The organism is Sphingobium sp. HDIP04, from assembly GCF_000445085.1.
Taxonomy (GTDB): Bacteria; Pseudomonadota; Alphaproteobacteria; order Sphingomonadales; family Sphingomonadaceae; genus Sphingobium; species Sphingobium indicum.
In genome coordinates this window covers 42,319-66,623 of sequence record NZ_ATDO01000085.1, presented here as the reverse complement: position 1 = coordinate 66,623, position 24,305 = coordinate 42,319, and the positions used below count along the sequence as shown (strand labels likewise).

Genomic DNA, 24,305 nt, shown 5'->3' with positions numbered 1-24,305 from the left:
CCCTTGACCGACTCAGGAACATTGCGCGAACATGGGGCATGAACCAGCAGGAAATCTATGCCCTCCACAGCCACCCCGCGATGCAGGAATATCATGCCATCGTGAAGCAGATCGAAGCAGGGTATCCGATGCACCCCCGCGAAGTGCAGGACGTGGTAGACGCGCTGCTGGAGGAGGGGTTCCATTTCCAGGCCGAGAGGCTGGGGAGGATGAAGATCAATTGGGATAGGTAGCCCAATCCCGAATCCATGCCAGCGCGTTGCGGCAATCGTGACCAGCTTCAATCAGATCCACGATGAACCCAGCTACCTCCTTGTCCGTATTCCCCGGAGGTGGCGCGGGCTGGGCTTTGCAGGTCAGGCGTTCCGGTGGCGGGGTTATCCGCTCAACGCGCGTTTCGCCGCAGCCGGTCAAGCAGAGCGCCGGTAGCGCCGCCCACAGTATCGTTCGTCCCCTCATGGGTCACGATCTCCCTTAGTTCGGTGATTTGCTCGGCCGTTTTCGCCCTGCGCGCCATGTCGGCAAGGTTCGCGGCCCGCTCGACCTTCAGGGCGGCCTGCTGGACTTTCAAGGACGATTCCAGGTTGGCCTTGGCGGATGCCAGCTTGCCGGCCGATTTGCCTTCGCAGTAGGCGAGAGGCGCGCAAAGTGCCGCGCCGACGACCGCGCCAGCCAATGCCTTCCAGTTGGCCCTCACAAACGATAGGGCACTCATGAGGGCCACCGGGATCATGCTGCCAGCTTTTCGCGGAGCGCGTAGCCTTCGAGCGGCCAAAGCTGTTTGATGGCGTCTTCATAGGCAAAGCGCTTGCCCTTTTCCTCATCGAAGTTTTCCGGCGAGGCAGGCGCGCTCTTTCCGATGACGGTGAAGCCGTTTCGCATCACCAGAATGCAGATGGTCAGAAGCGCCAATGGATTGTTCGATGAGGCTGAGCCATGGCATTTCTGTTCCATATCGGCTGCATTGAAATATAGCTCGCGCTCGATCTTGCCTTCCATGTCGCCTAGCGAGACACGCGGATGCGTTGCCTTCGCTGCGCTGTATTCTTCGGTAGCCTTCAATGTGTCGCTGTGCATGTTAGCTCTCCAGCTTGATTGCCACTGAACCCCGTGGCCGGGATCACGCGCTCAAATCCTTCCAGATCGCGCAGGCGGTGAGGATCAGGATACCGATCACCGTCCCGGCGCCCATGAAGAAGCCCGCGACGAACATCATTGGCTGATCCTCTCTATGGTAGCGGCCTTGTCGGAACTGCCCTTGGACGAACCCAGCCAGAACCCTACAGCGAGCATGACGACATTCTTGAGCGTTTCCTCCAGCCCTTCGGACCAGTGGTTGAGCAGCGCGTAGCCGAAATAGGTCATGATCACGGCGGTGATGATGACGCGGGGGAGGTCTTTGGTGGTCACCCGACCAGCCCTTTCATCTTGCCGAGATACTGCTTGCGGTCGGAAAGACCATTCACGCCGCCATTCACCTTGCGGGTGATGCCTTCCAGATCGTCGTTATCGGCCAGCGCGCTCAGTCCCTTGCGTTTCCAATATTCCAGAGCGACATGCAGCCCGATTGATGGGATAGCAACAATCTCAGGATGCTCCTCGAAAGCGATGCCAAGGGCCTGTCCGTATTCGCGATAGTTGGCCCGCCCTGTTAGCTGGATCGGGCCGCGCCCCTTATATCGCTTGCCGTCGCCGGGCTGCGTGTTTCCAAGGTCTTTGCGCCCTTCATACGCGGCACCGCTGGCGATTTCCTCCATGTAGCGAAAGCCGCCGCTTTCATGCGACAGTTGCGCCATGAAGTGACATAGCCGCAGCTTGCTATCCATGATCCCATAGGCCGGGAAATGGACGTTGGCGGACAGCGCCAGTTCGACCGCGCGGCCCGTATCTGCCCCAAGGCGCTGGAACAGGGCGCGGAAGGTGTTGCGACCGGGGATTCCGTCAGCCGCGACGCCCAGATTGTGCTGGAGAGGCTTCCAGTCGGTCATCCCTTGTCCCCCATCACCCGCTCCTCGGAAAGCGCCGCCTGCAACTGCTGGCGAAGCTGACCCGGCCCATGGAGCAGCAACAGCGTCTCAAGCTGGTTGATGCGCTGCGCTGACCGTTCGTCCCGCTGGCGGCAGTCCTCCTTGAGTTCCGCGAGTTGCTTTTTGAGCGGGCCGATCAGGACCATCTGAATGAACCCCCATGTGGCGACACAGCCCGCGCCAAAAGCGGCGGCGAGCTTCCCCCCGTCCGCGCCCAACCAGTCAATATTGTCCACCCGCGACCCCGCTGCTTCCATGATTAAACCCCCGGCGCGTGAAAGCTGCCGACCCTTGGCGTTTTCGCCTGTTGATTGTTGGACGCCGTTGCGGCACTTCTTCCCCAGCAGGAGGGCCTATGACGCTGGACGATCTGGATAATATTGAGGGAACCGGGTTTACGGCGGGGAAGGTGGACGCCGCGCTTTATGGCCCGCTTGTCGGCTTTGCTGCCGACCTTTCCAGAAACAAGTTCGCTCTCGGCAGCGCTGAACTGGCCCAGATTCGAAAAGCCAAGGAGCGCGCCATTGCTCTGGCAACCGCGCATTTCGACAACATGGAACGCACGGTTGAGGCCAGAAGGGAGCATCTTACCCGCTACGCTCACATCAAGTTCGTATCCCTTGGCTTCGATTGCTTCCCCCGAACGCTGCTCACTCGCTGGGGCTTCAAGCCTCCCGCCAAATTGGGCGAGGCGTCCCATCCGTTTGATCTTGCTGTTCATCCGGCGAACGCGGTTGCCCATGTTCTCGCGTCGGACTTCGCCCCTTATTTCGATGGCTCCTTGCGGTTCGATGCGGCACTGAACCACCCCGTCCATGACGGCTTGGCTATCGATCTCAACCACGAAATCGGAGAGCAGTTCGCGGCAAACGATTTTGCCGATCTGAAAGCCCGATACGAGAGGCGTGCTGAGAACTTCCGCAGTCTTGCCCGAAGCCCAGCACCCGCCGTATTCCTGCACCACACCGACACCGCCGCGAGCGAAGACATTGGCCGATTGTTCGGCCAGGTGCGCGCTATGCGGGGCGACAGGCCAACCGCGCTTGTATGCCTTTACACCCCGCCGTTTGGCGAAGACGCCCCGCGCCTGCAACTTGCGGATGACGTGCATGTCATCACGCAGGCCTATCCTTTTGCGAAATATATTTGGCACAACCCGCGCCACACTTTCTCGCTCAGAGGCGTGGCGTTCGAAACGGCCATTGCGGACAAGCTGAAAGCCCACATCGCCGTGAAGGCGTGGGGTGATGCTCGGCTTAGGGAGCCAGCCTAGCCAGAGTTTGCGATGCGGGGAGGCGGCCGTCATGTCTGCGTTCCAACCGCAACCCAGCCCGTATTCGCCGTGGGAGCAGTCGCCTTGATGTAGAGCTTTGCAGTGCCGCTGGTGGTGCGATAAATCGATCCCAAGGGTGCGTTGACCGATCCTTCGGGCGCTGCCGTGCCGCTCAGGTCGAAGCGCTGGCCTTTGGAAACTGAGACATTGCCGCCAATCAGGAATGAATTGCCCTGCGACCAAATGTCACCGCCGAAGCCAGTCTGAAGGATGCCTGAAATCTCATCGCTGGCGTTGATGTTGGCCCAGACGCAGCCTACTGCCGCATCCGTTCCGGTAGCTTGAATATTCTTCACCCGCTTAATCGTGGATACGGACGAATAGCGGACAACCGGGCATCCGACTGGCGTTTCGCACACCACGTTTTCCACTGAAACGGTCAGCGCCCCCACTCCGGCAAATATGTGGATCAGGCCCTCGGTGGAGCCTGTTAGCGTAGTGCCGTCCTTGAACGTGACCCCGTTTATCCGCAGGTTCGGCACCGGGCCTGATACTCGGATTGCGATAACGGTTGAGGTGCCTTCGATAGTGAAGTTCTCAACGAGAACATCGGTATAGTCTGAAAGGTGCATCGCAGCGAGATAGCCCGCGCGAGTGGTGGCGTTGCGGCTGATGCAATCCCGGAATGTCACATTCCGCGCAACGCCCGCGCCAATCGCGCCATGCTGGGCTTCGAAGCTGTAGCCGCAGCTTTCCGCTACACAGTTCGAGACCAGAACATCTATAGCAGGGCGGGCGTTTTCATGACCCTTGACTTGGAAGCCCTTGGCCCAGCCATACGCATAACAGCCCTCTACCGTGACCTTGAAGGAGCCGTCGTCGACCTCTACGCCGTTCTGGTTTGTTCCGACCGTGTATAGCGCGTTGTCGAAGTAGGACTGGCAGCGCCGTATGTCGATATAGCCGCTGTTATGGGTCGTGATACCATCATCGCGACTTGAGTTCTCAGCGATGCAATCTTCGATCAGACAGTGATACGAGATGCCATCAGGCTGCGCAGTCGTGCTTCCATCGTTGAGATAGACCGACGCCATGATGTCGATGCAATGGAGGATGCCATTGATCGCGCGCACGCGCTTGACACTGCAATTGCGCACCGTCGAGTATTTTATGCACGAAGCTTGGTTGAAGGTATTGCCTTCAGAGGTTGGCGCGCGGACCTGCCAGTTGCCATCAACCGTTAGATCGGTGATGTGGATATTGTCATTATAGGTCGTGCGCGAAAGGCGGTTGTTCAGGGAGTTGGTCAGCACATTGTCAGCCAGGGGCATCGTGTCCGCGCCCTTGATGATCGTCAGCAGCATCCCCGCGCCCTCAACCGTCACATTCGACGGAATCTTGATCTCGGTCGAGACGATGTATGTGCCTTTGGGCAGGAACAGCTTCCCGCCGCCGACTGACGCGAGGAAGGCCAGCGCGGCAATGATCGGAGTCGCGCTGTCGGCCACAAAGTCGCCGGCATAACCGAACATCTGCGGCGTCACCCATGTGACCGCTTGCTGGAGGCGCACGACAGCCGCCCCCGCCTCCCCAAACCACTCCTTCGCTGTGCCGTTGTCGGTAAAGATGGTGGAGGGGGCGGTGCCCATGGTGGAGGCATCGCCGGGAATGCCGACAGCAGCGGCCATAGCCTTTCCGGTGGCCTGCGAATCCAACGCCTGCTTCACCCGAAGGGCGGTCATCACCTTGGCGTTATCGGCGCCCGTTTCCGCATCGGCCTTGCTTGCATATGGGCGCGCAGTATCCGCGATCTGGCCTGGCGTTGCTCGTTGCACGGTAGACCCGTTATCCAGTATGATCGCAGCATCAGCAGGGACCGAAGGGGCTGGAGGCAGGTCTTTCGGGCGAATGGGGATGGGGTCGGCCATCAAGAACTCCTCGCCTTGATGATCTTGTTCAGGATGAGGGTGGGCTGCACATTGGCGTGAGCCAATCCGCCACCCGTGTTATTGGTCGTGAAACTATGGGTATGCGCGCCTGCATCTTGCGTGTTCTGATTGGACCCATTTCCTTGCGGATTATATCCAAGAGCGCCAAGGCCGCCGCTGCTGGCCGTGTAGGTGTGATTATGATTGCCTGCTGACCCCGTTGCCCCAGAGTGGCTGTGAGCAGGCATTTCATCTATTGTAAGCTCGTGCGTTTGGCTTCCTGGTCCAAAGCCAAGATTGTTTCCTCCAAAAAATGAAAGCCTCTGAGCAGAACTTCCGCCCATGTCGTCCTTGCCAGCCGCAACGCGGCCTCGAAGATCGGGAACATGGAAGGTGGTGGACCCGTTGCCGTCGCCGAAAGTAGTGCCGATGACTCCGAACAACTCTGCATAGTCTGTGCGACTGATCTCCTGGCCATAGGCAAGCAGGAAGGTATCCGGGGCTATTGTTCCGGCAAAATCCAGAACTGAACCAACCGGAATAGTGAGGCCAATCTGAGCCACGGTAGCGAGGTCGCTCGGAGCTGAACCATTGCCCGCGTTCTGGACAGAATAACCGCCCATATTGAGCGGTGCCCGCATCCCGCCAGAACCGTTGCGGTCGAGCGAATTGCCCAACGCCTGCGCAATGTCCTGCATGGCAGGATTGTGCTGGCTCGGCTCGATGGTATCGCCCGAACTGACCAAAGTCCCCGGAGGGAGACTATAAGAACCGTCTGATGCGCGGGGCAATGGGCTGGCTCACTTCCTTGGGATTGAAGGAAGCGAAGAGTGGGAGCCAACCTCGCGAGAATTTCAGGAATTTAGCATAGGCGAATCGGGTAGGCAACAGGTCACACTGGTGGTATTGCTGGAGTCAATGGCCAACCAATCCATGCTCCACATCGCCGCTGTGATCGGAGGCAGCGTATTTCTGAAAGAGGTTATCCGCTCATGGTGGGACAGCCATAAGAAGAAGGTAGAGCAGAACGGCATCCCACTTCGTAGGAACCGCAAGGGCGTCTATGTGGCGCGCGGGCATGTCCGCATTATTGAGGGCATTATGAGCGGCGTTGCGTGGGTGGCATTTGCCCTGTTTCTACTTGGCCTCACCACCCGCATCTTCATGGGGCCGTCTTAATCCCCCATCCAATACGGATATGTGGCTGTAGTGGCCACCGTTCCGAACCGGCTACCACGGCGACTTGCGACTTCCTTCGCAGCCTCCACAGCGGCCTGATAGTCCGCTTGCCGCGCCTGCATCTCCAATATTTGAGCCACAGTGTCGGCGGGGTCGGGATTGAGCGCGATCGGGGCAATCTGCTCGGCACGCTCTGCCGCGCGGCGCCCAACGCCCAGCGCGCTCCTGTCCTTTAGCCATTGGCCGCCCAGCCTGCGCCCGATGGTCATCACTGGGGCGCCGCTGATTGCCGTCTCCAGTCCACCTTCGATAACGGGGCGTAGCAAGCCTTCGTCCCCGAATGCCTGATCGGCAAGCCCACGTTCCGCCGTGGACGAATTGCCAATCAGGAAGTTGGAGGTCCCGGCCATACGGTTTTCAAGGTCGCGTTGCAGCAAGAGCCGCGCCACATCGTCACCCGCATCCGGGTAAAGGATGTTCAACCTCTGCTCCATTGCGGGAGTGTTGAGGATGCGGAAGGGGTTGGTCGAATTGGAGAGGTTTTCCGCTCCCTTTACCAGCCTATCGCGTGCGCCAAGCTGCATCAGTTCCAATCGTTTAGGCGTCTGCCTTCCTGCTTGGATGGCGAGTAGATCAGGGTTTTCGGTCAGGGCCGACTTACCGAGGTGCAAGGCTTCCCGCTCTGCGGCAGGGCCTGCATAGGCGGCGCGGGCCTGACCATACGCCGGGTTCAGCCTGTCCATCTCATTCAGCAGCGACCGGAGGACGCTATTCTCGCTGCGTCCGAGGTCGTCCAGATCCAGTTTGCCGGTGATGTCGTTCCGGTATTTCTCCAGAACACTATCCATGCCGCGCTTGGCATAATCCAGCGCTTCAGTGGTGTAGTTCATGGTCGGCATGACTTCGCCACCAGCTTGCCCGGCGCTGGTAAGCGTCATGGGAATGTTGGGGGTGACAATCACATCGCCATTGGCATCAAGAGAGAAGCCAAGCTCTTGCGGGCTGCGCCGCTCGTTTGCCGCGATAGTGCGGGCGCGGCCCAGACCCTGCTGGGCGAAGGGAGTTTGCAGCAGGCTTTCAATGGTAGGGGTCGATGGGATGGGAGTCGCGCGGGCCTCATCATAGAGGGGCCCGGCAGCAACGCGAGCTTGTTCAATCAAGTCATCGGCGCGCTGCGGCACATTGTCGAGCGGACCCAGATCACGCGCGACTGCACCACGGAACCGATCAATCTGCCCCTGTGACCGACGCGCCAGCATATCTCGCGCCTGTCCAGCAACGGTAGGATTGCGCCGAATGGCGGAACCGGCCAGCGCAGCCACCTCGGGTGACACGTCTGCCAGCGTCATCGGCAAGCCCAAGTCCTGCCCCTGCTGCAATGCCTCTTCCACGGAAATGCCGGTGCCGCGATCCATAGCATTGATGACCGCGCGTTCCCCACGGTTAAGCGGGTCATCGATCCGGCTGCCGCCCATGAAGCCACCCGCCTTGCCGCCTAGGTAGGAGCCTCCCAGCGCCGTCAGAGCGCCGCCGACAGCACCATAGAGCGGATCGTCAGCTTCAGATGCCCCATAAGCCGCGCCATAGGCGGCGTCTGCCGTAAGCGGGTTTGCAAGGAGAGATGCAACAGTCGGGTTTGAAACGAGGCGGGAGCCCGCGCCAAGCGCTTTGCCAGCGCCGAAAGTCGCAAGCGCGCCTCCACCCAACTCGCCCAGGAAATACGGCAGCACGTTGTCCTGCGCCATATCCATCGCGACGGCGGTTCCGCCTTCGCTCGATCCTGTTAATCCAGCGATATTCCCAAGCTGGCCGGCGGTTAGGGCGTTCGCCGCGCCAATAGCGAACGGAGAGACGACAGAATCATCCTCTAGCCCAAACGCCTTCAGAAAACCGCCCGTGAGGCCACGTTCCTCAAAGCCGGTGGGCGTCGGCGCAAACTGCACCGAAGCATTCCCCGCGCGGCGCGATGCAATGGCTTTTTCCAGGTCTTCACCGAACGGCTGCGCGCCATATCTCTGTGCGATGGCATCCATGGCGGCCCGATCGGCACCGTTGCGGAAAGCCGCCTGCGCTTCCTCCGCGAACGCCTTGTCCCGCTCTGTCAGAAAGGTGCGGTTGCCCGAAGGATCGTTCTGGTAGGGGCCGGGAGAGCCGCTGCCAGAATTGGGATATCCGCTTGTGCCACCCGCCCTACTGATGCCAAACCGAGCGATTGCCGCGCCCCGGTCTTTTTCAGGCAGATATTCGCTGATCAGATCGGCATCGACTTCACGGCCTTCGCTCTTCGCTGCCTGCCTCAGATAGTAGCTTTCAGCCTCATCTAAGCCTCGCGTAAATTCGGCCAAGTCCTGATCCGGATTCAGGTTGGCGATCGACGCAGCCATACGCCGCGCTTCCGTCTCGCTGTTAGCGAGGGATGCCACACCTTTTCCGCCATTTGCCTCGTTTAGGACCATGATCTGTTGCTGGATCATGTCACCCTCAAGCTGCTCAAGCGCACCTTCGACGTTCTTGCGGTTTTGATTGAAAAGCGCGTTGTCTTTGAAGCTGCCGGACCAGTTCCCGACTGCAAGCCGCTTTTGCGACAGCTCGCGAAGCCGAGAAATGCTGTTGAGCAAGGTCCGCACTTGAGCGCCCCGATCAGGGCTGGCTTTGACCTTTAGCGAACCATCGGGGTTATGCGTTGACTCCCACTCTGCCCGCTCGCGCGCCGCCTTTTCGCTGGCTTCTCTGCGTGCCTGCGCATCTCTTGCAGCAGCCTCCTCAGACAGTTGCACGTTGCGGCGCTGGATCGCCTGATCCTCATCCTTGCGCGCCTCTTCCTTGGCCTTCCACGGATTGCGGATGACGGTCCCCTGCTGAGGCGCGGCACCTGCAGGCTGGATCAGTCGAACAGCGTTCCCCTGCGCGTCGGTCTCCCAGATGTTGCCAGCTTCGTCGCGTGCCTGTCCCATTACCGTCCCACCGTTCCGCGCTTGCCAAAGAAAGGAACGCGCCCATAGCCGGGCAGCGTCACATGGATATGATCACCCTCATCGAGATAGCGCGCGTTCGGGCCGAAATAGCTCCTGAGCGCCGCAACAGACGTGCCGGAATAGTCCACGCCGTCACCAGTGAGATGATGGCTGTTTGGAACCCCGCCGACTGCACGATTTCCCTCTACCGTCCGCCGTCCACTGGTCATCGTGCCAGGAGCGCCCATGGGATCAGGGAAAGGGGCTGACAGCGTTGCCGCTGCCACCTCCTATCGGCGTGAGCTTGCCAACTGGAGCCGTAGGGATGTTTGCCGGGGGGCTACTTCCAACCGTCCCCGGCACAACACCGGATGCGGGATCACCTCCTTTCAGCAACAGCCCGAAACCAGATTGCGGGCCTGCGTAGAAATCGCCACTCGGCAGGTTCGCCGTGATGAACGGATCGCTTTTCCGCTCGATCATGCTGCGCACCTGCTCCTGATACTCAGGCGTACCGGGAACATAGCCGCCAGCGGAGAGCATCTGTTCGAACTCGAACGGATTGCGGGCCTTTGGATTACGGATGCTCAGAACATTGTCGGCCAGTGATGCAGCGGTTTTGTCGCCACTCGCCAGAACGGCGGCGATATCAGCGTTTTCCGGGCCAAGCATCTGCGCGATCATTGCCGTGCGATCGGCATTAACCGCCGCCTGCTCCTTGTCGAGCCGCCGCGCGTCCAATGCCCCTAGCCAGTTATCGGCCACGCGGCCAAGGCCCTGCCACACCGAACTGACCGGCGAATAGTCCGATTTCATCCGGTCGCGCGCCATCTCCTGCTCAGCCAAAAGCTGCTCAGGCGTCAGACGAGCGCCACCTTGCCCCCAGACGAAGGGGGCGGGAGCCTGCTGCTGCGGCATGGGCTGGACATCGAAGGCTGTCTGGGGGAGGGTGAAGTTGTTCAGCATCAGAACCATCCCTGCTTGATGCCAGCCCCGCCAATCGTTCCCGCGAGGCCAAACAGCCCACCCATCATGCCGCCGCTATTGGCAAGCTCAGCCTGATAATTCTGGCTCACCAGCCCCGAATAATCGACGCCGCCCACGCTTGTCTGTGGCGCGCCGGGAGAAGCTGCGCCGGGGTTCTGCAACTGCGACTGCGACAGAAGGGCGTTGAATTCGTTGAGCGGTTGGTTGCGTGTCGTCAGCGCCTCATTGAACGCCTGCGAACGACCTTGCAGGGCAAGCTGGTTAAGCTGGTCGCCCTGGTTCTGGCTCAGCCGCGTCATCTCGCGGTCATAGGCGGCAGTGCCGGGACGGAGGCCCGAATTGATAAGATCGGCCTTCAGCGCTTCCGTGGCCTGCTTCTGCCGCGGGAGGATGCGCGACGAGCCGAGATCATAGGCCCAATCGGCCGCATCCTGATTGTTGAACTCAAAGGGGTTGGATAGCGCATCGCTCACCGCGCCCGACTGGTCCGCCGCGATCTGGGCTATGTTGTTCTGCGCCGCAAGCGTCTTGTCGAAGATCGCCTGCCCCTCAGGTGTGAAGCTGGTCGTCTGCGTGAAAGTGGGAAGCGTATAGGCCTTGCCGTCAGCGCCTACAAACGAGTTTGTGCCGCTCTGGTCATAGGTCACCGAACCATAGGGATTGGACTGCCCGACCATGTTGAGCAACTGCTGCGAGATCGCCGTGTTCGTGTTGAACTGGCTTTGAGCCTGCGCTGTAGCGTATGGATCAGGAGCTTTTGGCGTTTTCAACTGGACGGTTCCTACTCAGGGTAGGCGCAGAGTGTCGTCCAGCCGCGCTTGTTATGGATTTGATACCGTATTTATATTCATCCCGCAAGATTCCGACGATTATGCCGTCGCGTCCCTTGCCAAACTGGCTGCGCAATCGCCCCTCGACCTGACCGCCCAATTTGCAGGCAAGGAAAGCCACCCATCGGCTTTCCGTGGTCAGCGTCATCCGCTCGCATCCAAGCTGCTGATAGACGTACCGACCGATGGCTTTCATGATGCTTGGCGTCCAGCGATGGCCGTATGCGGTCACATGGACGCTGGCCCCTTCGAAGCAGTTGAACAGCACGCCGGAAATGATTTTGCCATCGCGCTCCAGTCCGACGCAGGAATATGGTGGACACAGATTGAAGCCAAGACCGTCCGCAACGAAGCGGGCAACCCGGTCGTCCGTGACGATCACGTCACCACCTCGGCTGTCTCATAGGTGAAATCCATGCGGATCATCTCATCGTCCAGAGGGATGATGGAGCCGCTGGAAACCTGATAGCCGAGTGCCAGCGCGTAGCCCTCTCCACCGACAGACTGCCAATCCTGATTGATGAAGGCTGGGACCGACGCGCCCCAAACCGATTGTCCCCAGATTCCTGTGCCCCAGCTATTTCCCCCTTCAAGCGTGGTAGCATCGGGCGCGGGGCATCCTTCAGGAACATAATCAGACCGCAGGCAGACGGCGCCTTTCACCCTCGCATTGGCACGGGTCACGGCGCGCGCCATCTTCCCGATTTTGAGCGATGCAGGCCAGCCAAGATCATCGAACAGCGGCACGACTTCACCTGTATAAACTTCGCCGTCATCCGTCCCGCCCACATTGGCAATCCATATCTGACCGTCCTCTCCGCCGAAGTATAGCTGCCCTTGAAACACCTCCATGCAGCGCGCCTGCCAATTGGTGAAGCGGGCCCACGCACCTGTCTCGGCATTGGAAATGAACATCACGGGATCGGCGCCCCCGATCATCTGGGGAGGGGCAATGACCGCCATCTTCTGTTCCGGCCATATCTCACACTGCCAGTTTTCCATGCCTCGCAGGCGGGTGGCGTCGGACCATGCGTCCGCGATCTTGTACGAGACGGTCGCGACGGCGAGCGAGGTGACATCGAGGTTGATCGCCTTGGAGAGCGGAACCAGCCCCACGCTCGTTGCAATGGCGATGTCACCACCGCCCCGGAAATGGGCCCGTGGTCCAAGAGGGCGGCCGATGCGGTATGTGCCGACCTTGCTCCATGTCGAAGCCTCTTCAGGCGACGTGCCCTGATAGACCGCAACCTCTCCTTCGCTGGAAACGAAGATGCATTGCTCCGACAGGCCCGCGTCCGCTGTCCCGTCCAGCGACCATGCGGCCCCGAACAGCAATGTGCCACCGCGCCCGAATATCCCGCCCAACGGGAAGAAATCAGCATCGCCGCCCACCGCATCGATCGGCATGTACCATGCCGTCATGCTGTTTTTCTGGGCAAACCAGAGACGGTTTTTGAATACCCAGACATAGGACATGTCGGCACTGGTCAGGCCGCCGGTAAATGTCGGCCCCGGAACAGTCACAGTGTTGACGCCATTGGCAAGACCGGAGCCCGTCCCGCTGCTAGTGATCGTTTCGTTGTCCTGAAAATCGCCGGATAGGCCCGTCAGGTGCAGGAATACCACGCCGGGCCCGCCCTCTGTCACTTTGTAAATCGTCGCGGTTTCGCCAGTGGTCCCGCCTGTGATCGTTTCCCCGACAAGGAAATCACCCGTCACGCCGTCAACCTGAAGCATCGACACGCCGCCAGCGATGAGCGGCCAGAAATCCGCCCCGTCATAAATGAATCCGGTGTCCCCGCCGTTGACTCCGACCAGATAAACGCCACCGGATGTTGCGAACTGGACAACGATCCAATCACCTCCGGTAAATCCGCTCATGACCTCAAGGTCGGCGGTTGATGTGACGCCGAACCAATCACCGCTTTCAGTGACGATCAAAGCCTCTTCGTCCGTCACCATCTCCCATCCATAAGGGAAGGCGACGGAGGTAATGTTGTAGATCGTGTCCTCATTCGCCGCGAACAGCTTTTGATTGCTGCCGTTCATATAGGAGAAAATGGCAAGCGCGGGCTGCGTCCCATCCCCCAGAGTGGCGTATAGCTGCTTGCCGCGCCGCAGTTTGACACTGGAGGCTTTGGGAAAGAAGTTGTCGAGGGTCGAAGCGCCGGGCCCCTCTATGGAGCGGGGATCGGACAGGCTGCGGTTCGAAATCCACCCCGCTACAGGCGCATCGAACTTTTTGACTTGGGATTTGCGTGGCTTTGGCCTTGTTTGGCGACGAGCGTACATTCAGACACCTCCAAGCGCCCACGGCCATGCGGGATAGGCGCCGGCAATGTAACGGCGCGCATTTTTGAAGATGGGTCGTGATCCCCTGTCCTTGGCCCCATATTCGTCCAGCGCCTTGATAAAGGCCTCCTGATCGCCTGAAGCGTCGAGCTTCTTGTTTTCCCTCCATCGCCACACCAGCGCCAAGGTCAGCAATCTTTCCGGCAGAACGAAACTGTCGGTATCGATGTCGAACGCCGCCTTTGGAGTGCTGTCGGAGGACTTGGCCCAATTTTTTATGATGTACGGGTATGTCGCTATTTGCCCATCGGCGGGGGCAGGAGAAAAGCGCAACTTGTTGCCGTATATGATCCAGCCACCCGGCCACGGCCCAAAGCCGCGTGCCTGATGATAGAGGAACTGGTTGATGTCATCGAAGGCCCGATAGCCCCAACACCACGCTTCCAAGTCCTGCACATCCGAATAGACCAGCATCCGGTCATAATCGGCAGGCAGGTCGAACTCCTCCGTGGACCCGTCTCCGGTGATGGTGGCCACCGATTGAAGCGCCTGCCAGTCCTGATATTTGGCGATGTCCTGCGCCACCTCATTGGTCCAGTCGGCAATCTCTGCCTCGAACGTGCCGGACGCGCCGAAGAAGGTTGTCGGCTTGCGACCGACGAGGCGCAGCGCCGCCGATTGCATAGCCGACAGAATAGCCATTACGCGGCCATCGCCGTTTCAAGCATGGAGACGAGCGTGGCGCGGGACGGATTGCCCTTGGGACGCGCGCCCATCAACTTCTCAAGCTCGTCCTTGATCTGGGTGTCGCTCAGGTCCGCGAATGCGTCATCGGCAGCTTTCACGATAGTATCGACCTCTGCTGGGCTCGGCTCCTGTACAGGAACGATGGTCGAGCGCTCCGCCCTCAAGGCGGCGATCTCAGCCCGCAGAGCTTCGATTTCGGATAGGGCGCTGGAAGCATCGCCACGCTGCGCCAGAAAGTCCCTGGCGGCTTCCTTGAGGCGATTGGCGTTCATGCCCAGCGCTTTGACCGCCAGCCCTTCAAGGCGGTTCAGGGCTTCGATGCTGTATATCTTGAGCGCGCGGCAGAGCGAAAGCTGCTCAGGGGTAATGCCAAATTGCCGCAGCATTTCCAGCGGCGTGCCCATGGCCTCCTGCGGCGAGCCTTCCTTGAACTGGCGGTATTGCTCAGGCCAGCGCTCGGCATAGGTGAGAACCTGATTGCCTTCTCGCTTCCAGAAGGCATCGGTCGGGAAGATGGGGGCGTAATTCTTCTGTCCGGCGAACCGGACCTCAACGACCTCCTTCATCTCCATGACGGGGAAGCCGGAAACCTCCGACTTGGGGACATTCTCGACCTCGATCAGCTTGAAGAACGGGGTGATGGTGATTTCGCGCTCATCGATCTCAACAACGCGGGTCATGGGAACATCCTTGGCTGGAGGGTTGAAAGGCGGGAGCCGCTAGACCCCCGCCTTCATAAGTTAGATCGTGCCGCGACGGGCCCAGAAATAGGCGCCATTGGGCACACCACCGGGTACCTGCGTGGAGTTGGGAGCATAGAAGCCGCCAGCGCCGGCAGCGGCGGTCATCGCGGGTTCGGTGATCGTCACCTGAGTGCCCGGTGCGGCAGCGGCTGCAATGGCGGCCGAAGCGCGGACGAACACATATTGGTGGCCATCGTCGCCAACCGACCAGTCGCCAACCTTGGGGCTGACCATGTTCGGCTGATCGTACCATACCTGACCCGGCACCACGACCTGCGTAAGGTTGGGACCGAGAGACGGATTAGTGCGAAACGGAGAGGGCATTTCCTTGTCTCCTTACGAGGTGGTGCGGATGCGGTAGGAGAACAGCGGGTTCTCCAGAACCAACTGGCCGCTCCAGACGATGCCCTGAGCCACGGCGTCCTGATTGATGGGACGCATGCCATTGCCGGGGTGGAACGGGACGAACGACTGGCCGGGGAACTCGTAGATCGCGAGACCCTGCGTATCGATGCCGAAGACGGTGTTGGCTGGCATGACGTTGCCGATACCGCCAGCGGCGATGATGTCGACCGGACCAGCCGGGGTGACATAGGACAGGCCGGTGAAGCCAAGACGACCAAGCCGCTCCGAGACGATGCGCTGATGCGCGACGAACGAAGCGTCGATGGGTTCGTAGGCGAGCGCGTCGGCAATCAGCAGGTCCGCATAACGACCGTTGCGCGAACGGTTGAGCGAGATGCGGTTGATGATCGGACGAACGGTCGTCACGTCCCATGCGGTGTAGCCCGACACATCGCCGGAAACGATGTTGAAGGTGCTGGTGCGCCAGTTCGGAACCGCCGCGCGGTCGATACCGCCATAGGTGCCCGTGTTGGCGATGATCGGCACCGCGCCGCCAAGGCCGATCATCTGGCGCCCGCCGTCTGCGGTGCCGTCCCCGACCATGCCGACTTCGAAAGTCTCCTTGGCCGACTTTTCAGCCGCGTCCAAGTAGAATTCCATGAGGTCGATCATTTCCTCTTCGCCGCTGTTGTACAGCAATTCCGTGCCGTTCAGCGAGAAGGGGGCGACGACGCGCGACCAGTTGAAGACAGCCGAGTTCAGCAGTTCCTTCGGCGTGATCTCGATTTTGTCGTAGCCGGTGAACCACTGAGCGGTCAACTTGTCGAACTCGACCGGAATGCGAAGTTCCGGGCCGCCAGCGCGCTTGACCTTGATCCGGCCGCGATCACGCAAGATCGAAGTCAGAGGGGTGGAGTTGTAAACGATGTCCTGGACCTGCTTCGACCGACGCGCCACGGAGGCGGTCAGCGTCTGGCCCATGTCAATACGGGTATTGATAGGCATGTGACCTGTTCCCTAAGCTCACGCCATCTTTCGGCGACGGATTTCGTCAGCCAAGATGTCGCGGATTGAACCGCCGCGTTCAGGCTCCATGTCTGGAGAAATGGACCCCGGCGCGGTTTTTACGGATTTGGTGCCACCGAGGTCTGAAACAGCGTGGCTTCGGGCTTCTTCGACAAGGCCAGCATCGCGTGAGGGGGCTGGAGTGACATTGGAAGCCGGATTAATCCGCTCAGCCATGTCATAGGCCGCCTCAAGCCGTTCCATCTGGCTCAGGTTGGCTGGAATCCTACCGGATTGCAGGAAAAATGCAATATCCTGCTCAAGTTCCTGATAGCGGGGATGCGTCTGCATGAAGGGCTCGATCACGCTCGCCCGCACCCGCTCGGCACGCTCCTGCGCAAGCTGGCCCTGCAACTCGGCAACGCGCGGATCGTCCTGCGGCGGCTGCCGGACTTCCGGAGCGATATAAGACCGCTCATCCTGCGCGATATGCTGCGCCAAAGCCTGCGGGCTGACCCCAAAGGCCTTCAGGATATGGCTGATGGCCTGCTGCGGCTGCATCTCCATATTGGCCAGCAGCGCCTTGAATCCTTCGGTCGGATTGGACCTGAGCGCCTGCTCCATATTCACATAGCGGTCCAACGCTTCATGCAGCGTCGTCCCGGACTGCGTGGCGATGTGATGATAGCGGACTAGCGGCTGAATGAACTCCCTCGCCTGCCGGACCTCGTTTTCATGGTCCTGCGTCATTCGGGCGACTTCGGCCTTCACCTCATTGGGGACGTTGGGCCAAAGCTCCTTCGCGCGGGGCATGAACCGCTGGGGGGCTTCGGGATGGCGCGGCTTGTCCTTGGCCTGGCGTTCCTCCTGCGTCTCCTGCTTAGGCTGCTCCGCGTCAACCTTAGGCTCTTCCTTCGGCGCGAACTTGCCCTTCTCGTCTCGCGCCTTGTCAGCCTTCTCTTCCTTGGGCTCGGCTTTTTCCTCAGGCTTTTCGGCCTTTGGCTCGGTCTCTTCCTTGGGGGCGTCCTTTACCACCGCATCGGCCTTGTCGGCTTCAGCGATCTGCTCCTTCATGACGCCAGCGATGGTGTCGCGCAGACTGCCCCCTTCATCCTGAAGGGACTGAGGGGTGCCAGCGCCCGACGCGGAGGGCGAGGGGGCATCGTCCAGAACCGTGCTGGCCGGGGTGATGTCTGCGGAAAGATCGTCCATGGAATGCGTCCCTTTTATTGATCTGCGACGGGGCTGACGGTGACAGGCGGCAGGCGGCCTTCCTTCACGTCATGGATGGCCGCCTTAATGTCGTCCCGACGCTGTTTGCGGTCGAACTTGCGCTCAACCGGCTTCAGGCTTTCGTTGCCCAGTTCGATGTAATTCTCGCCCTGGGGATTGCCGTCCGCGCGAAGGGTGCGGCGGTAGCTCGCAAGGCTGTCGTGCATCTTGCCGTCCATGCCCATGATCGGGTCGATATGGTCGGTATGCACGCGCGGCGCGGATAGCTGGCGCTTGGCGCCAGCTCCGCACTCGCAATGCTGCGGGTCATCGAAATGGGCGAGCTTCACCACCCGCTCAAATCGATGCCCTTCGGCGCACAGGAAGTCATAGAGAGGCATTTAGGCCTTCTTGCTCCCCGATGTGGTGGCGACCTGTCCGGACGCCTTGGTGGGCTCCGGGTTCATGGTCTCGTTGCGCGCCCGCGCGCCGCCGTCCTCGACCTCATCGTCATAGCCCGCGAGCCATGCATCGAGTTGGTCGCCCTCGGCATAAGGCGCGTCGTCGCGATTGATGGAGCCAGCGCGGGCCGTCATTCCCTGCTCATATTCGGCGGGGAAATCGCGCTGGAATTTGTTGATCTTCGGCTTCGTCATCTCACTCTCCTCACGATGCGATCTGGGTTGCCAGTTCCTTGCCGAGAGCAGGGGGCATCCCCAATTCGGCAAGCTTTGCGACAGATGCGCTGTCGGCGGTGATGGCGGGTCCGACATAGGCGGCGAGCGGCGGGACCATCGAAAGCTCAACGAGGCGGCGGACATTCCCCGTCCCGCCCGTGATTTGTGCCGCGACCTCCTTTGCAAGGTCGGTGGGCATCCCAAGTTCGGCCAAGCGCCGGGCGTTACCAGTTGCCATGTCAGTAAGCCTCCACAGCCGAGAGAGTTTGGGCGGCGGTCGGCGATGTCGCGTAGATGGCCGCAGCCGTGTGAATGGTGATCGATGACCCAGCGGTGGCGCCCAGATACGCGCCAGTGGCGACCCCAACGCCGCTTGTGCCGAGATATACCGGCTGCGTCCCGGTGATGTTCGTGATCGTGACCGACTGCCTGCCGGTCCTGGCTGCAACGATCAGCGTCGCAGCGGCCGGCGAGATTGAGGACGCCGCTTGGCTGGTGGCGATATTGGGCGCTCCCACTGACCGGGAATATACAGGATCAGTTGAGCTGCCAGCGGCCTGAACCGCGCCGTCCTTGCCAATCGGTGTTACGGGTGTTCCGCCCACGGGCATTGCCTTACTCCCTTCCTGCTTCGCGTTCGGCCAGCGTCATCTGCCGGTCGCTCGATTGCTCACTGAAATCCTGCTGGCGGTCGGCGCGATCTTCGCCGCGATCAGCGCGTGCCATGTCGCGCTCGCGGAATGCTGCGTCCTGCTGCTGGCCCATGGCGTTCATCGCCTGATCTGTGCGGCGCGCCTCAATGTCGGCGGTGGCCTTCACGTCCTCGCGATCTTGGGCGCGCACCTGGTTGTTGGCATCGATGCCCATCTTCTGGATCTCCGCCCATATCTTCTCGATACGAGCGCCGGTCTCAGCCACACTGCCGCGCGTCTGCTCCACCTCCAGCATGAAGCGCTGCTGATCCTGCTGCGCCTTAACCGTGGCCTCTTGCTGGCTCTGCTGGAAATCCATCTGCGCGCGCTGCGCATCGACCTGCACCTTTGCCACAGCCGCCTGCGCCTTCTGCGCCTCTGCCTGAGCAATCTGGAGATTGGCCTGCGCGAGAGCCTGAGCGCTTTCGTCCTGCTGACCATTGCCCTGCATCTGAGCGGCATATTGCGGGGCCGCCTTGACCCACTGCTCAATAACGCCCTCAAGCTGGCGCCCGACGCGATACGGAGCGAGCGCGAACTTCATGAACTCGCCGGCAAGAGCCGCACCCTCCTCACCCATGGCCGCGATCTGCATCAGGGCCGTGGAAGTGGCCGTGAATTGCTGCATGAACTCGTTGCGGCTGGCCTTCTCTGCCATCTCATCGGTTAGGATAGTGCTATCCGTCTCGATTTCGAACGTGAAGGAGCGGGCGCGGTCGTCGCGCAGCAGGTTCATCACATCCTCAATCGGCACCTGCTGCTCAGCTTCGGCCAGCATCGGGGCATATTTCTGGATGATCTGCTGTTGCGCCTGATCGAAGGCCTGTTTTGCCTGTTGGGGGCCAGCCTGTTCGCCCTGAGCCTGTTGGGCCGCCTCTTTCGCCTTGGCGGAAAGCGCTTCCAATTCCTTCTTGGCAGCCTTCTCGACCTCACCGATGCGCTTCTCGATGTCGCTTTTGGTCGGGATTTCCATCTGCGCCAATTCAACGATGGTCTTCTGGCTGAAATTATCCGCGATGATCTCGGCAATGATCTTGACCGTATCGGCCGCGATGCGCTGAAGCTCATCGATCTTGCCCCGCACGCGCACAGAGCCATATTGCGACTTGAGCCGCTGCGCCCCCAGCGTTTCCTGCTCTTCGGTGGCGCCGCGCATGATGTCGGAAATGCCGGAAAGCTGGTAGAAGTCCTCGATTAGCTGGGCCCGCGCCTCAATCAGCCCCTGGATGGCCTGCGCGATCTCATTGAGGGGCAGCCACGCGACAAAGCCAGCAGAACCGCCAGCGATCATGGCGGCGCCGGGGACAGGGATAAGCAGCCTGTCATCGTCGGAGCGCATCAGCGTCTCGACTGCATCGCCAATATCCCCGCCAGCAGGGATAAGGCCCTTCATCCGCACTTCATCAAGCAGCAGGTAGATGCGGCGTGTCAGGTCGCTGATCTTACGGAAGTGGATCGCGTACCTGATCCAGTCCGGCGAGGGAACGAGGCTGCGGCGGTTGAGCGTGCCGTAGGCGGGGCGAGGGCAGGGGAAGAAGCCCGACAGCTTCAGATGGGGCTCTCCGCTGTCGAGCAGAACTTCAACCCCATCGGTGGCCCAATAAACCTTGTTGTCGGCCTTGTGCCAGACTTCCCAGACGCCTGCCTTCTTGGTCTGGCTCTGCTGGTCCTCGCCATATTCGTCGTCACGCTTGGTCGTGAATTTCGCATCCTTGTATGCGTCCCCACTGGTCCGCTTGAACCGCTTGCGCATGTCGGCCCGCGTCATCCAGGCGCGGCGCGCAACCCAGCCGACTTCGGCCCATTTGCGAGCGGGCTCATGGAGGAAATCGGTGCGGTCGAGATGTTCGACGCAGGCACGCTGGCCGCCTCCCTTGCCGTCGCTCTCATAGCTGCACCAGATGACCCCGCGACTGGTGAATATGAGGTCGTCGCGGACCTCAATCATTACATCGTCAATGTCGATTAGCGCGAAGGTGGAGGTGGCGGACCGCTCAAGCACATCGGCCACGGTGTTGTTGAGCGGTCGATTGTCCTTGAACAGCGGGGAAACGGCAGGAACCGGAGGGCGCGCATAAACAGCGGGCTTCATGATCTCGTAGGAGGACCAGAACAAATCCAGCGCCGAATCCTGCCAGCCATGATGCTCAAGGATATGCAGCAGGCCGCCCGTGTTACCCGAGCGGTTGTAGATGTCGTCAATCGTGGAACAGGTAGCGTTCCAGTCGAGAAATTCTTTCTCAGCCTTCTTCAACGCAGACAGCACCGCAGCCGATGATTTCGGCTCAGTGCCGGCGAAAGCTTCCTGCTGTTCGTCCTCGGTCAAACGCGCCTCCGCATCGGCAGGGGCGGGGCGACGATCGTTCCCGTTGCCGGTTTCTTCTCAGGTTGCTTGGGGGCCGTGCCGGCGCTGATGCGGTCCATAAGCTGGCCCACAAGGCCTATCGCATCGACCTGATCGTCATGGACGCCGACAGGGAAAGACATGAGTTCGGAAATGAAATCCGAGATCCACGTCGCGCCTTTGGGAACATGCAGGCCCTGCATCGCCATGCGCCCACGGATCGACTGAGCCCGAACCGCCTTGTCGCCGCGCGTCGGGAATTGCTCGCGAGCCACATAGCTTTCGGTTTCCAGCATGCGCTTGACCAAGAAAGGGCCCACACCCGATTTGATCTGTCCGGTTTCCTCTGCCCAGCCCACCGGCTTCCATTTGCGCACCAGCGAGCAGAAGGCATCAACCCAAACATCGGAGGATGCCTGAGCCCGCCACAGATCAAGCAAATACATGCGCCCGTCATGGGCAACGCCGATCACCGCATGGACGGTATAGTCGCCGCCATCGGCCGTGACGGCATAGTCCGAGCCGCCATAGATCATCATGTTGGCGCGGTCGGGGATCACATCGACCGGGACGACCCATTCGCGCTTGAAATAGTCGCCACTGTCAGGGGCGGGGCGCTGTTGGTAGAGCGCGGACCAGTCACGCGGTCCGACTGCCATGCTGATCTTGTGAAGCGCCTCTTCGTCATACTGCTCAGGCCACAGCGCGGCACCGGGCTCACGGCCCAAGGCATCGTCGCCTTCTGCCAGCGCAGGCAGGTTGATGATGTCCCAGCCTTCATGCTGATGCTCGGCAAGGAGCCATCCGGACAGGTCATCCTCATGCCAGCGCGTCTGAATGACAACGACCGCGCCACCGGGCATCAGGCGGGTGTAGGCGGTCGAAGTGTACCAAGACTTGATATTGGCCCTGACGGTCTCCGAATCCGCGTCCTGGCGGTTGCGCACCGGGTCATCGATGATCAGGAGATGCGCACCGCGACCGGTCAGGGGGCCGCCGACGCCTACCGCGTAATAGGCGCCCTGCCGATTGGTGGACTGCTCTATGCCGCCCTGCGATCCATCAACGGAGAAGCGGCGAGAGGCGCGGCTGTCGTCGGCCAGTCCAACACCGGGGAATATCTCCTGAAAGCACGGGTCAGCGATCTGGTTCTTGACCTGCCGCCCGAAGTCGTCGGCCAAGTCCTGCCCATAGGTGGCAGTGATGACATACTTGTCCGGATTGCGACCGAGGAACCACGCCGGGAAATAGGTTGACGCCAACAGGCTCTTGCCATGGCGCGGCGGCACGAAGATCATCAGGCGCTTGATCTCGCCGCGTTCCACCGCTTCTAGCTTGCGGCAGATCAGACGATGGTGCGGCGCGTCCTGATAGTGCGGCCACTGGTAGGCCACATAGGACAGCAGGCGGGAGAACGCGAAGTCCTCGGCTGTGAGCGCCTTACTTGCCATCGGCGCGCATCGCAGCAGCTACAGCCGCATCCCGTTGCTCCTTGGAGGAGACTTCCAAGCCACCGCTATGCTCTACCTCGCGCTTGTCCTTCCACTCTTCGGGGGCCGCGTTCTTCAACGCGAAAATGCGGGCAGTAACGCGAGGGCCAACCTCCTCGGAGAGCAGGCCGCGCTCAAGAAAAGCCGTGCGCTTTCCCTGTCCGATCTTTACCGCTTCCAAAAATTCGGGATGCTCATCCATCCAATTATTGATGGTTGCGCGAGAGACCCCGATGTCCCCAGCGAACGCGGTCAAAGAAAGCCCCTCGCCCATGACGGCGATGACTTCCTGACAGTAAGCAGGTTTGAACTTGGTCGGACGCCCTGCACTCATAGGGCAATCCAAATATCATCATGGAATCAGCTTGGGAGTGCGGCAAAATTCAAAGCACCGGATTTTTCCGCCGCCCGCATTATCCTTTGCACATGCCTGCGATCCGACCCTGTGGCCCGCACGATCTGCATGATGCTGCAAGGCCCATGCTTCTGCCAGTAGTTCAGGACGCGGGCGCGTGTGACAGGCGGCCTACCCCTCATCCCCCTACCTCCCCTCTGTGGATGGGCGGGCGGGGGCGTGAACCCACTCGCCGTTGCGATCCTTTTCGAGCTTCTGATCGTCAGCGAAAACGGCGTATCGATCGCCTGCGAAGTAGGAGCCATACCAAGCCATGATTGGCGCGATGCTGGCAGTGTCGCAGCGGATCGCGGTCACCTTGGGGCGGGCATCGCTGTTCACGAATTTAAGCTCTATCACTCCCCCGCCTCCTTGTGCTTGCGGTCGAACTGAATTTCATGCCGGGAATGCGGGCCAGTGATGGCAACCATCAGCACGGCTGCGGGATAGACCAACAGCGCCAGTCCTAACGCGACCAACGTATCCATCACTCATCTCCTTCAGCGGCGTCGAACATTGCGGTGCCAGTATTGGGCTGCACACTGGCCAATGCCTCGCGGATCAGCGCGCCATTGTCCCATTCGCCGCGCATGATCGCGTTGACATGGTAGGGCTGGTTGAATCGGGCAGCGACGATCTCACGCGCCCTCACGATCGGATCAGGCTTCATGGTTCCACTCCTCATCCAGGTTCATAATCTCGGCATCGGGGAAAGCGCCCTTGATCTTCGTAATGGCGCTCACGCCGCCCATGAGGCGCGCAACCTCATCAGGGGTGACGAATATCACCTGCTGCCCCTCAACCTGCTGTGCGCGGGCCTGACAGCCCTTGTGATCGGCAATGCAGACCTTCGTACCGGTGACGACATCGAAGCCGACGAAATAGGCATCGTCCGGCTGCAAGGGATTTTCCATCCGCTGACATGCAGCACGCCAGCCACGCACCATCGCTTCCGACTGGATACGAACGTCCGCGTCACTGCCCTTGAGCAACGCGCTGTCGTAAAGCGCCTGCTGCTCATTCACGGCCTGGGCAAGATCGGCATCGATCCGCTCCAGCGTCGAGAAGCGCCAACGGGATTTGAAAGCCTGCTCTGCCGGCGACACCAGCGAGAGGGCTTGTGCGACCGCCGACGCTCTCATGGCTGGACCTCGCGGATGCGAGCGATCTCAGCCACCCGGCGAGC

General features: G+C 60.6%; 32 protein-coding genes. 5 read left to right on the top strand and 27 right to left on the bottom strand.

What is annotated here, in order from left to right; genetic code table 11:
- The first annotated feature begins 38 nt into the window (after nucleotides 1-38).
- Complete coding sequence (locus L286_RS35560) at nucleotides 39-233, top strand: hypothetical protein (RefSeq protein ID WP_021223448.1); 195 nt, start codon at nucleotides 39-41, stop codon at nucleotides 231-233.
- On the opposite strand, the gene lysC is transcribed toward L286_RS35560, so the two are convergent.
- The 6 genes from lysC to L286_RS35540 form a co-directional block, all read right to left on the bottom strand.
- Nucleotides 217-459, bottom strand: a complete 243-nt coding sequence (gene lysC, locus L286_RS49810; RefSeq protein ID WP_443214689.1) for an Rz1-like lysis system protein LysC — start codon at nucleotides 457-459, stop codon at nucleotides 217-219. The genes L286_RS35560 and lysC overlap by 17 nt on opposite strands.
- Nucleotides 386-733 (bottom strand): hypothetical protein, encoded by a 348-nt coding sequence (locus tag L286_RS35555; RefSeq protein ID WP_152522345.1) that lies wholly within the window; start codon nucleotides 731-733, stop codon nucleotides 386-388. Before L286_RS35555 ends, lysC begins: the two co-directional genes overlap by 74 nt.
- A complete protein-coding gene (locus L286_RS0124585) occupies nucleotides 730-1,077 on the bottom strand; it encodes a Gp49 family protein (protein WP_031293291.1) in 348 nt (115 codons plus the stop codon). The genes L286_RS35555 and L286_RS0124585 overlap by 4 nt, the downstream gene beginning before the upstream one ends.
- A gap of 135 nt (nucleotides 1,078-1,212) precedes the next feature.
- Nucleotides 1,213-1,410, bottom strand: coding sequence for a hypothetical protein (locus L286_RS35550; protein WP_020820794.1), 198 nt, complete (start codon nucleotides 1,408-1,410; stop codon nucleotides 1,213-1,215).
- The gene (locus L286_RS35545; RefSeq protein WP_021223444.1) at nucleotides 1,407-1,988 is read right to left on the bottom strand and encodes a glycoside hydrolase family 19 protein; all 582 of its coding nucleotides are present in this window, start codon (nucleotides 1,986-1,988) and stop codon (nucleotides 1,407-1,409) included. The genes L286_RS35550 and L286_RS35545 overlap by 4 nt, the downstream gene beginning before the upstream one ends.
- A complete protein-coding gene (locus L286_RS35540) occupies nucleotides 1,985-2,284 on the bottom strand; it encodes a hypothetical protein (protein ID WP_021223443.1) in 300 nt (99 codons plus the stop codon). Before L286_RS35540 ends, L286_RS35545 begins: the two co-directional genes overlap by 4 nt.
- Before the next feature lie 98 nt (nucleotides 2,285-2,382).
- On the opposite strand from L286_RS35540, the gene L286_RS35535 reads away from it, so the two are divergent.
- Nucleotides 2,383-3,300 (top strand): DUF1796 family putative cysteine peptidase, encoded by a 918-nt coding sequence (locus tag L286_RS35535; protein WP_021223442.1) that lies wholly within the window; start codon nucleotides 2,383-2,385, stop codon nucleotides 3,298-3,300.
- Nucleotides 3,301-3,329: 29 nt separating this feature from the next.
- Here L286_RS35535 and L286_RS35530 read toward each other — a convergent pair whose 3' ends face one another.
- Both L286_RS35530 and L286_RS47905 read right to left on the bottom strand, forming a co-directional pair.
- Nucleotides 3,330-5,228, bottom strand: coding sequence for a glycosyl hydrolase family 28-related protein (locus tag L286_RS35530; RefSeq protein ID WP_084498525.1), 1,899 nt, complete (start codon nucleotides 5,226-5,228; stop codon nucleotides 3,330-3,332).
- Nucleotides 5,228-5,926: a phage tail protein gene (locus L286_RS47905; RefSeq protein WP_084498524.1), complete on the bottom strand. Its 699-nt coding sequence runs from the start codon at nucleotides 5,924-5,926 to the stop codon at nucleotides 5,228-5,230. Before L286_RS47905 ends, L286_RS35530 begins: the two co-directional genes overlap by 1 nt.
- A gap of 220 nt (nucleotides 5,927-6,146) precedes the next feature.
- Here L286_RS47905 and L286_RS35525 point away from each other — a divergent pair, with 220 nt between their 5' ends.
- Nucleotides 6,147-6,407 (top strand): hypothetical protein, encoded by a 261-nt coding sequence (locus L286_RS35525; RefSeq protein WP_021223438.1) that lies wholly within the window; start codon nucleotides 6,147-6,149, stop codon nucleotides 6,405-6,407.
- On the opposite strand, the gene L286_RS0124580 is transcribed toward L286_RS35525, so the two are convergent.
- From L286_RS0124580 to L286_RS35515, 4 genes are read right to left on the bottom strand one after another with little or no spacing between them, the layout of a single operon-like run.
- On the bottom strand, nucleotides 6,404-9,361 hold the full coding sequence (locus L286_RS0124580; protein WP_031293290.1) for a hypothetical protein: 2,958 nt from the start codon (nucleotides 9,359-9,361) through the stop codon (nucleotides 6,404-6,406). The two genes, L286_RS35525 and L286_RS0124580, sit on opposite strands and share 4 nt — an antisense overlap.
- Nucleotides 9,361-9,609, bottom strand: coding sequence for a D-Ala-D-Ala carboxypeptidase family metallohydrolase (locus L286_RS47900; protein ID WP_084498523.1), 249 nt, complete (start codon nucleotides 9,607-9,609; stop codon nucleotides 9,361-9,363). The genes L286_RS0124580 and L286_RS47900 overlap by 1 nt, the downstream gene beginning before the upstream one ends.
- A 4-nt stretch (nucleotides 9,610-9,613) precedes the next feature.
- Nucleotides 9,614-10,327, bottom strand: coding sequence for a hypothetical protein (locus L286_RS35520; protein WP_021223436.1), 714 nt, complete (start codon nucleotides 10,325-10,327; stop codon nucleotides 9,614-9,616).
- Complete coding sequence (locus tag L286_RS35515; protein WP_152522344.1) at nucleotides 10,327-11,118, bottom strand: tail fiber domain-containing protein; 792 nt, start codon at nucleotides 11,116-11,118, stop codon at nucleotides 10,327-10,329. The genes L286_RS35520 and L286_RS35515 overlap by 1 nt, the downstream gene beginning before the upstream one ends.
- A 31-nt stretch (nucleotides 11,119-11,149) precedes the next feature.
- Here L286_RS35515 and L286_RS48990 point away from each other — a divergent pair, with 31 nt between their 5' ends.
- Nucleotides 11,150-11,584 (top strand): hypothetical protein, encoded by a 435-nt coding sequence (locus L286_RS48990; RefSeq protein ID WP_193746237.1) that lies wholly within the window; start codon nucleotides 11,150-11,152, stop codon nucleotides 11,582-11,584.
- On the opposite strand, the gene L286_RS35505 is transcribed toward L286_RS48990, so the two are convergent.
- The 9 genes from L286_RS35505 to L286_RS35470 form a co-directional block, all read right to left on the bottom strand.
- Nucleotides 11,557-13,470: a hypothetical protein gene (locus tag L286_RS35505; RefSeq protein ID WP_031293285.1), complete on the bottom strand. Its 1,914-nt coding sequence runs from the start codon at nucleotides 13,468-13,470 to the stop codon at nucleotides 11,557-11,559. The two genes, L286_RS48990 and L286_RS35505, sit on opposite strands and share 28 nt — an antisense overlap.
- The gene (locus L286_RS35500; protein WP_152522343.1) at nucleotides 13,471-14,172 is read right to left on the bottom strand and encodes a phage adaptor protein; all 702 of its coding nucleotides are present in this window, start codon (nucleotides 14,170-14,172) and stop codon (nucleotides 13,471-13,473) included.
- Nucleotides 14,172-14,897, bottom strand: coding sequence for a hypothetical protein (locus L286_RS35495; protein WP_021223431.1), 726 nt, complete (start codon nucleotides 14,895-14,897; stop codon nucleotides 14,172-14,174). The genes L286_RS35500 and L286_RS35495 overlap by 1 nt, the downstream gene beginning before the upstream one ends.
- A 60-nt stretch (nucleotides 14,898-14,957) precedes the next feature.
- Nucleotides 14,958-15,284: a hypothetical protein gene (locus tag L286_RS0124575; protein ID WP_031293281.1), complete on the bottom strand. Its 327-nt coding sequence runs from the start codon at nucleotides 15,282-15,284 to the stop codon at nucleotides 14,958-14,960.
- A 12-nt stretch (nucleotides 15,285-15,296) separates the two neighbouring features.
- On the bottom strand, nucleotides 15,297-16,310 hold the full coding sequence (locus L286_RS35490; RefSeq protein WP_031293280.1) for a phage major capsid protein: 1,014 nt from the start codon (nucleotides 16,308-16,310) through the stop codon (nucleotides 15,297-15,299).
- An 18-nt stretch (nucleotides 16,311-16,328) separates the two neighbouring features.
- A complete protein-coding gene (locus L286_RS35485) occupies nucleotides 16,329-17,384 on the bottom strand; it encodes a hypothetical protein (protein ID WP_152522342.1) in 1,056 nt (351 codons plus the stop codon).
- Between the two features lie 152 nt (nucleotides 17,385-17,536).
- Nucleotides 17,537-17,923 carry an FmdB family zinc ribbon protein gene (locus tag L286_RS49140; RefSeq protein WP_021223427.1) on the bottom strand — a complete coding sequence of 129 codons (387 nt, stop codon included), beginning with the start codon at nucleotides 17,921-17,923 and terminating at the stop codon, nucleotides 17,537-17,539.
- Nucleotides 17,924-18,178: a hypothetical protein gene (locus L286_RS35475; RefSeq protein ID WP_021223426.1), complete on the bottom strand. Its 255-nt coding sequence runs from the start codon at nucleotides 18,176-18,178 to the stop codon at nucleotides 17,924-17,926. It lies immediately after the preceding gene.
- 10 nt (nucleotides 18,179-18,188) lie between these two features.
- Entirely contained in the window at nucleotides 18,189-18,437 is a 249-nt protein-coding gene (locus tag L286_RS35470) for a hypothetical protein (RefSeq protein WP_152522341.1), read from the bottom strand.
- A 74-nt stretch (nucleotides 18,438-18,511) separates the two neighbouring features.
- Here L286_RS35470 and L286_RS48500 point away from each other — a divergent pair, with 74 nt between their 5' ends.
- Nucleotides 18,512-18,760, top strand: coding sequence for a hypothetical protein (locus tag L286_RS48500; RefSeq protein WP_021223424.1), 249 nt, complete (start codon nucleotides 18,512-18,514; stop codon nucleotides 18,758-18,760).
- A gap of 54 nt (nucleotides 18,761-18,814) precedes the next feature.
- Here the strand turns inward: L286_RS48500 and L286_RS35465 are convergent, their stop codons facing one another.
- From L286_RS35465 to L286_RS35440, 6 genes are all read right to left on the bottom strand, one after another.
- Complete coding sequence (locus L286_RS35465) at nucleotides 18,815-21,217, bottom strand: hypothetical protein (protein ID WP_021223423.1); 2,403 nt, start codon at nucleotides 21,215-21,217, stop codon at nucleotides 18,815-18,817.
- Nucleotides 21,214-22,686, bottom strand: a complete 1,473-nt coding sequence (terL, locus tag L286_RS35460; protein WP_021223422.1) for a phage terminase large subunit — start codon at nucleotides 22,684-22,686, stop codon at nucleotides 21,214-21,216. The genes L286_RS35465 and terL overlap by 4 nt, the downstream gene beginning before the upstream one ends.
- Nucleotides 22,676-23,059 (bottom strand): hypothetical protein, encoded by a 384-nt coding sequence (locus L286_RS35455; protein ID WP_021223421.1) that lies wholly within the window; start codon nucleotides 23,057-23,059, stop codon nucleotides 22,676-22,678. The genes terL and L286_RS35455 overlap by 11 nt, the downstream gene beginning before the upstream one ends.
- Before the next feature lie 416 nt (nucleotides 23,060-23,475).
- Nucleotides 23,476-23,607, bottom strand: coding sequence for a hypothetical protein (locus L286_RS49585; protein WP_021223419.1), 132 nt, complete (start codon nucleotides 23,605-23,607; stop codon nucleotides 23,476-23,478).
- Nucleotides 23,607-23,789, bottom strand: coding sequence for a hypothetical protein (locus L286_RS35445; RefSeq protein WP_021223418.1), 183 nt, complete (start codon nucleotides 23,787-23,789; stop codon nucleotides 23,607-23,609). The genes L286_RS49585 and L286_RS35445 overlap by 1 nt, the downstream gene beginning before the upstream one ends.
- The gene (locus L286_RS35440; protein WP_021223417.1) at nucleotides 23,779-24,261 is read right to left on the bottom strand and encodes a hypothetical protein; all 483 of its coding nucleotides are present in this window, start codon (nucleotides 24,259-24,261) and stop codon (nucleotides 23,779-23,781) included. Before L286_RS35440 ends, L286_RS35445 begins: the two co-directional genes overlap by 11 nt.
- Nucleotides 24,262-24,305: the final 44 nt, after the last annotated feature.

What these genes read in the sequence shown, in the direction of transcription:
- L286_RS35560 (WP_021223448.1), top strand. Translation starts at nt 39, where the DNA reads ATGAACCAGCAGGAAATCTATGCCCTCCACAGCCACCCCGCGATGCAG.
- lysC (WP_443214689.1), bottom strand. Translation starts at nt 459, where the DNA reads ATGAGGGGACGAACGATACTGTGGGCGGCGCTACCGGCGCTCTGCTTG.
- L286_RS35555 (WP_152522345.1), bottom strand. Translation starts at nt 733, where the DNA reads ATGATCCCGGTGGCCCTCATGAGTGCCCTATCGTTTGTGAGGGCCAAC.
- L286_RS0124585 (WP_031293291.1), bottom strand. Translation starts at nt 1,077, where the DNA reads ATGCACAGCGACACATTGAAGGCTACCGAAGAATACAGCGCAGCGAAG.
- L286_RS35545 (WP_021223444.1), bottom strand. Translation starts at nt 1,988, where the DNA reads ATGACCGACTGGAAGCCTCTCCAGCACAATCTGGGCGTCGCGGCTGAC.
- L286_RS35540 (WP_021223443.1), bottom strand. Translation starts at nt 2,284, where the DNA reads ATGGAAGCAGCGGGGTCGCGGGTGGACAATATTGACTGGTTGGGCGCG.
- L286_RS35535 (WP_021223442.1), top strand. Translation starts at nt 2,383, where the DNA reads ATGACGCTGGACGATCTGGATAATATTGAGGGAACCGGGTTTACGGCG.
- L286_RS35530 (WP_084498525.1), bottom strand. Translation starts at nt 5,228, where the DNA reads ATGGCCGACCCCATCCCCATTCGCCCGAAAGACCTGCCTCCAGCCCCT.
- L286_RS47905 (WP_084498524.1), bottom strand. Translation starts at nt 5,926, where the DNA reads ATGCAGGACATTGCGCAGGCGTTGGGCAATTCGCTCGACCGCAACGGT.
- L286_RS35525 (WP_021223438.1), top strand. Translation starts at nt 6,147, where the DNA reads ATGGCCAACCAATCCATGCTCCACATCGCCGCTGTGATCGGAGGCAGC.
- L286_RS0124580 (WP_031293290.1), bottom strand. Translation starts at nt 9,361, where the DNA reads ATGGGACAGGCACGCGACGAAGCTGGCAACATCTGGGAGACCGACGCG.
- L286_RS47900 (WP_084498523.1), bottom strand. Translation starts at nt 9,609, where the DNA reads ATGGGCGCTCCTGGCACGATGACCAGTGGACGGCGGACGGTAGAGGGA.
- L286_RS35520 (WP_021223436.1), bottom strand. Translation starts at nt 10,327, where the DNA reads ATGCTGAACAACTTCACCCTCCCCCAGACAGCCTTCGATGTCCAGCCC.
- L286_RS35505 (WP_031293285.1), bottom strand. Translation starts at nt 13,470, where the DNA reads ATGTACGCTCGTCGCCAAACAAGGCCAAAGCCACGCAAATCCCAAGTC.
- L286_RS35500 (WP_152522343.1), bottom strand. Translation starts at nt 14,172, where the DNA reads ATGGCTATTCTGTCGGCTATGCAATCGGCGGCGCTGCGCCTCGTCGGT.
- L286_RS35495 (WP_021223431.1), bottom strand. Translation starts at nt 14,897, where the DNA reads ATGACCCGCGTTGTTGAGATCGATGAGCGCGAAATCACCATCACCCCG.
- L286_RS0124575 (WP_031293281.1), bottom strand. Translation starts at nt 15,284, where the DNA reads ATGCCCTCTCCGTTTCGCACTAATCCGTCTCTCGGTCCCAACCTTACG.
- L286_RS35490 (WP_031293280.1), bottom strand. Translation starts at nt 16,310, where the DNA reads ATGCCTATCAATACCCGTATTGACATGGGCCAGACGCTGACCGCCTCC.
- L286_RS35485 (WP_152522342.1), bottom strand. Translation starts at nt 17,384, where the DNA reads ATGAAGGAGCAGATCGCTGAAGCCGACAAGGCCGATGCGGTGGTAAAG.
- L286_RS49140 (WP_021223427.1), bottom strand. Translation starts at nt 17,923, where the DNA reads ATGCCTCTCTATGACTTCCTGTGCGCCGAAGGGCATCGATTTGAGCGG.
- L286_RS35475 (WP_021223426.1), bottom strand. Translation starts at nt 18,178, where the DNA reads ATGACGAAGCCGAAGATCAACAAATTCCAGCGCGATTTCCCCGCCGAA.
- L286_RS35470 (WP_152522341.1), bottom strand. Translation starts at nt 18,437, where the DNA reads ATGGCAACTGGTAACGCCCGGCGCTTGGCCGAACTTGGGATGCCCACC.
- L286_RS48500 (WP_021223424.1), top strand. Translation starts at nt 18,512, where the DNA reads ATGGTGATCGATGACCCAGCGGTGGCGCCCAGATACGCGCCAGTGGCG.
- terL (WP_021223422.1), bottom strand. Translation starts at nt 22,686, where the DNA reads ATGGCAAGTAAGGCGCTCACAGCCGAGGACTTCGCGTTCTCCCGCCTG.
- L286_RS35455 (WP_021223421.1), bottom strand. Translation starts at nt 23,059, where the DNA reads ATGAGTGCAGGGCGTCCGACCAAGTTCAAACCTGCTTACTGTCAGGAA.
- L286_RS49585 (WP_021223419.1), bottom strand. Translation starts at nt 23,607, where the DNA reads ATGGATACGTTGGTCGCGTTAGGACTGGCGCTGTTGGTCTATCCCGCA.
- L286_RS35445 (WP_021223418.1), bottom strand. Translation starts at nt 23,789, where the DNA reads ATGAAGCCTGATCCGATCGTGAGGGCGCGTGAGATCGTCGCTGCCCGA.
- L286_RS35440 (WP_021223417.1), bottom strand. Translation starts at nt 24,261, where the DNA reads ATGAGAGCGTCGGCGGTCGCACAAGCCCTCTCGCTGGTGTCGCCGGCA.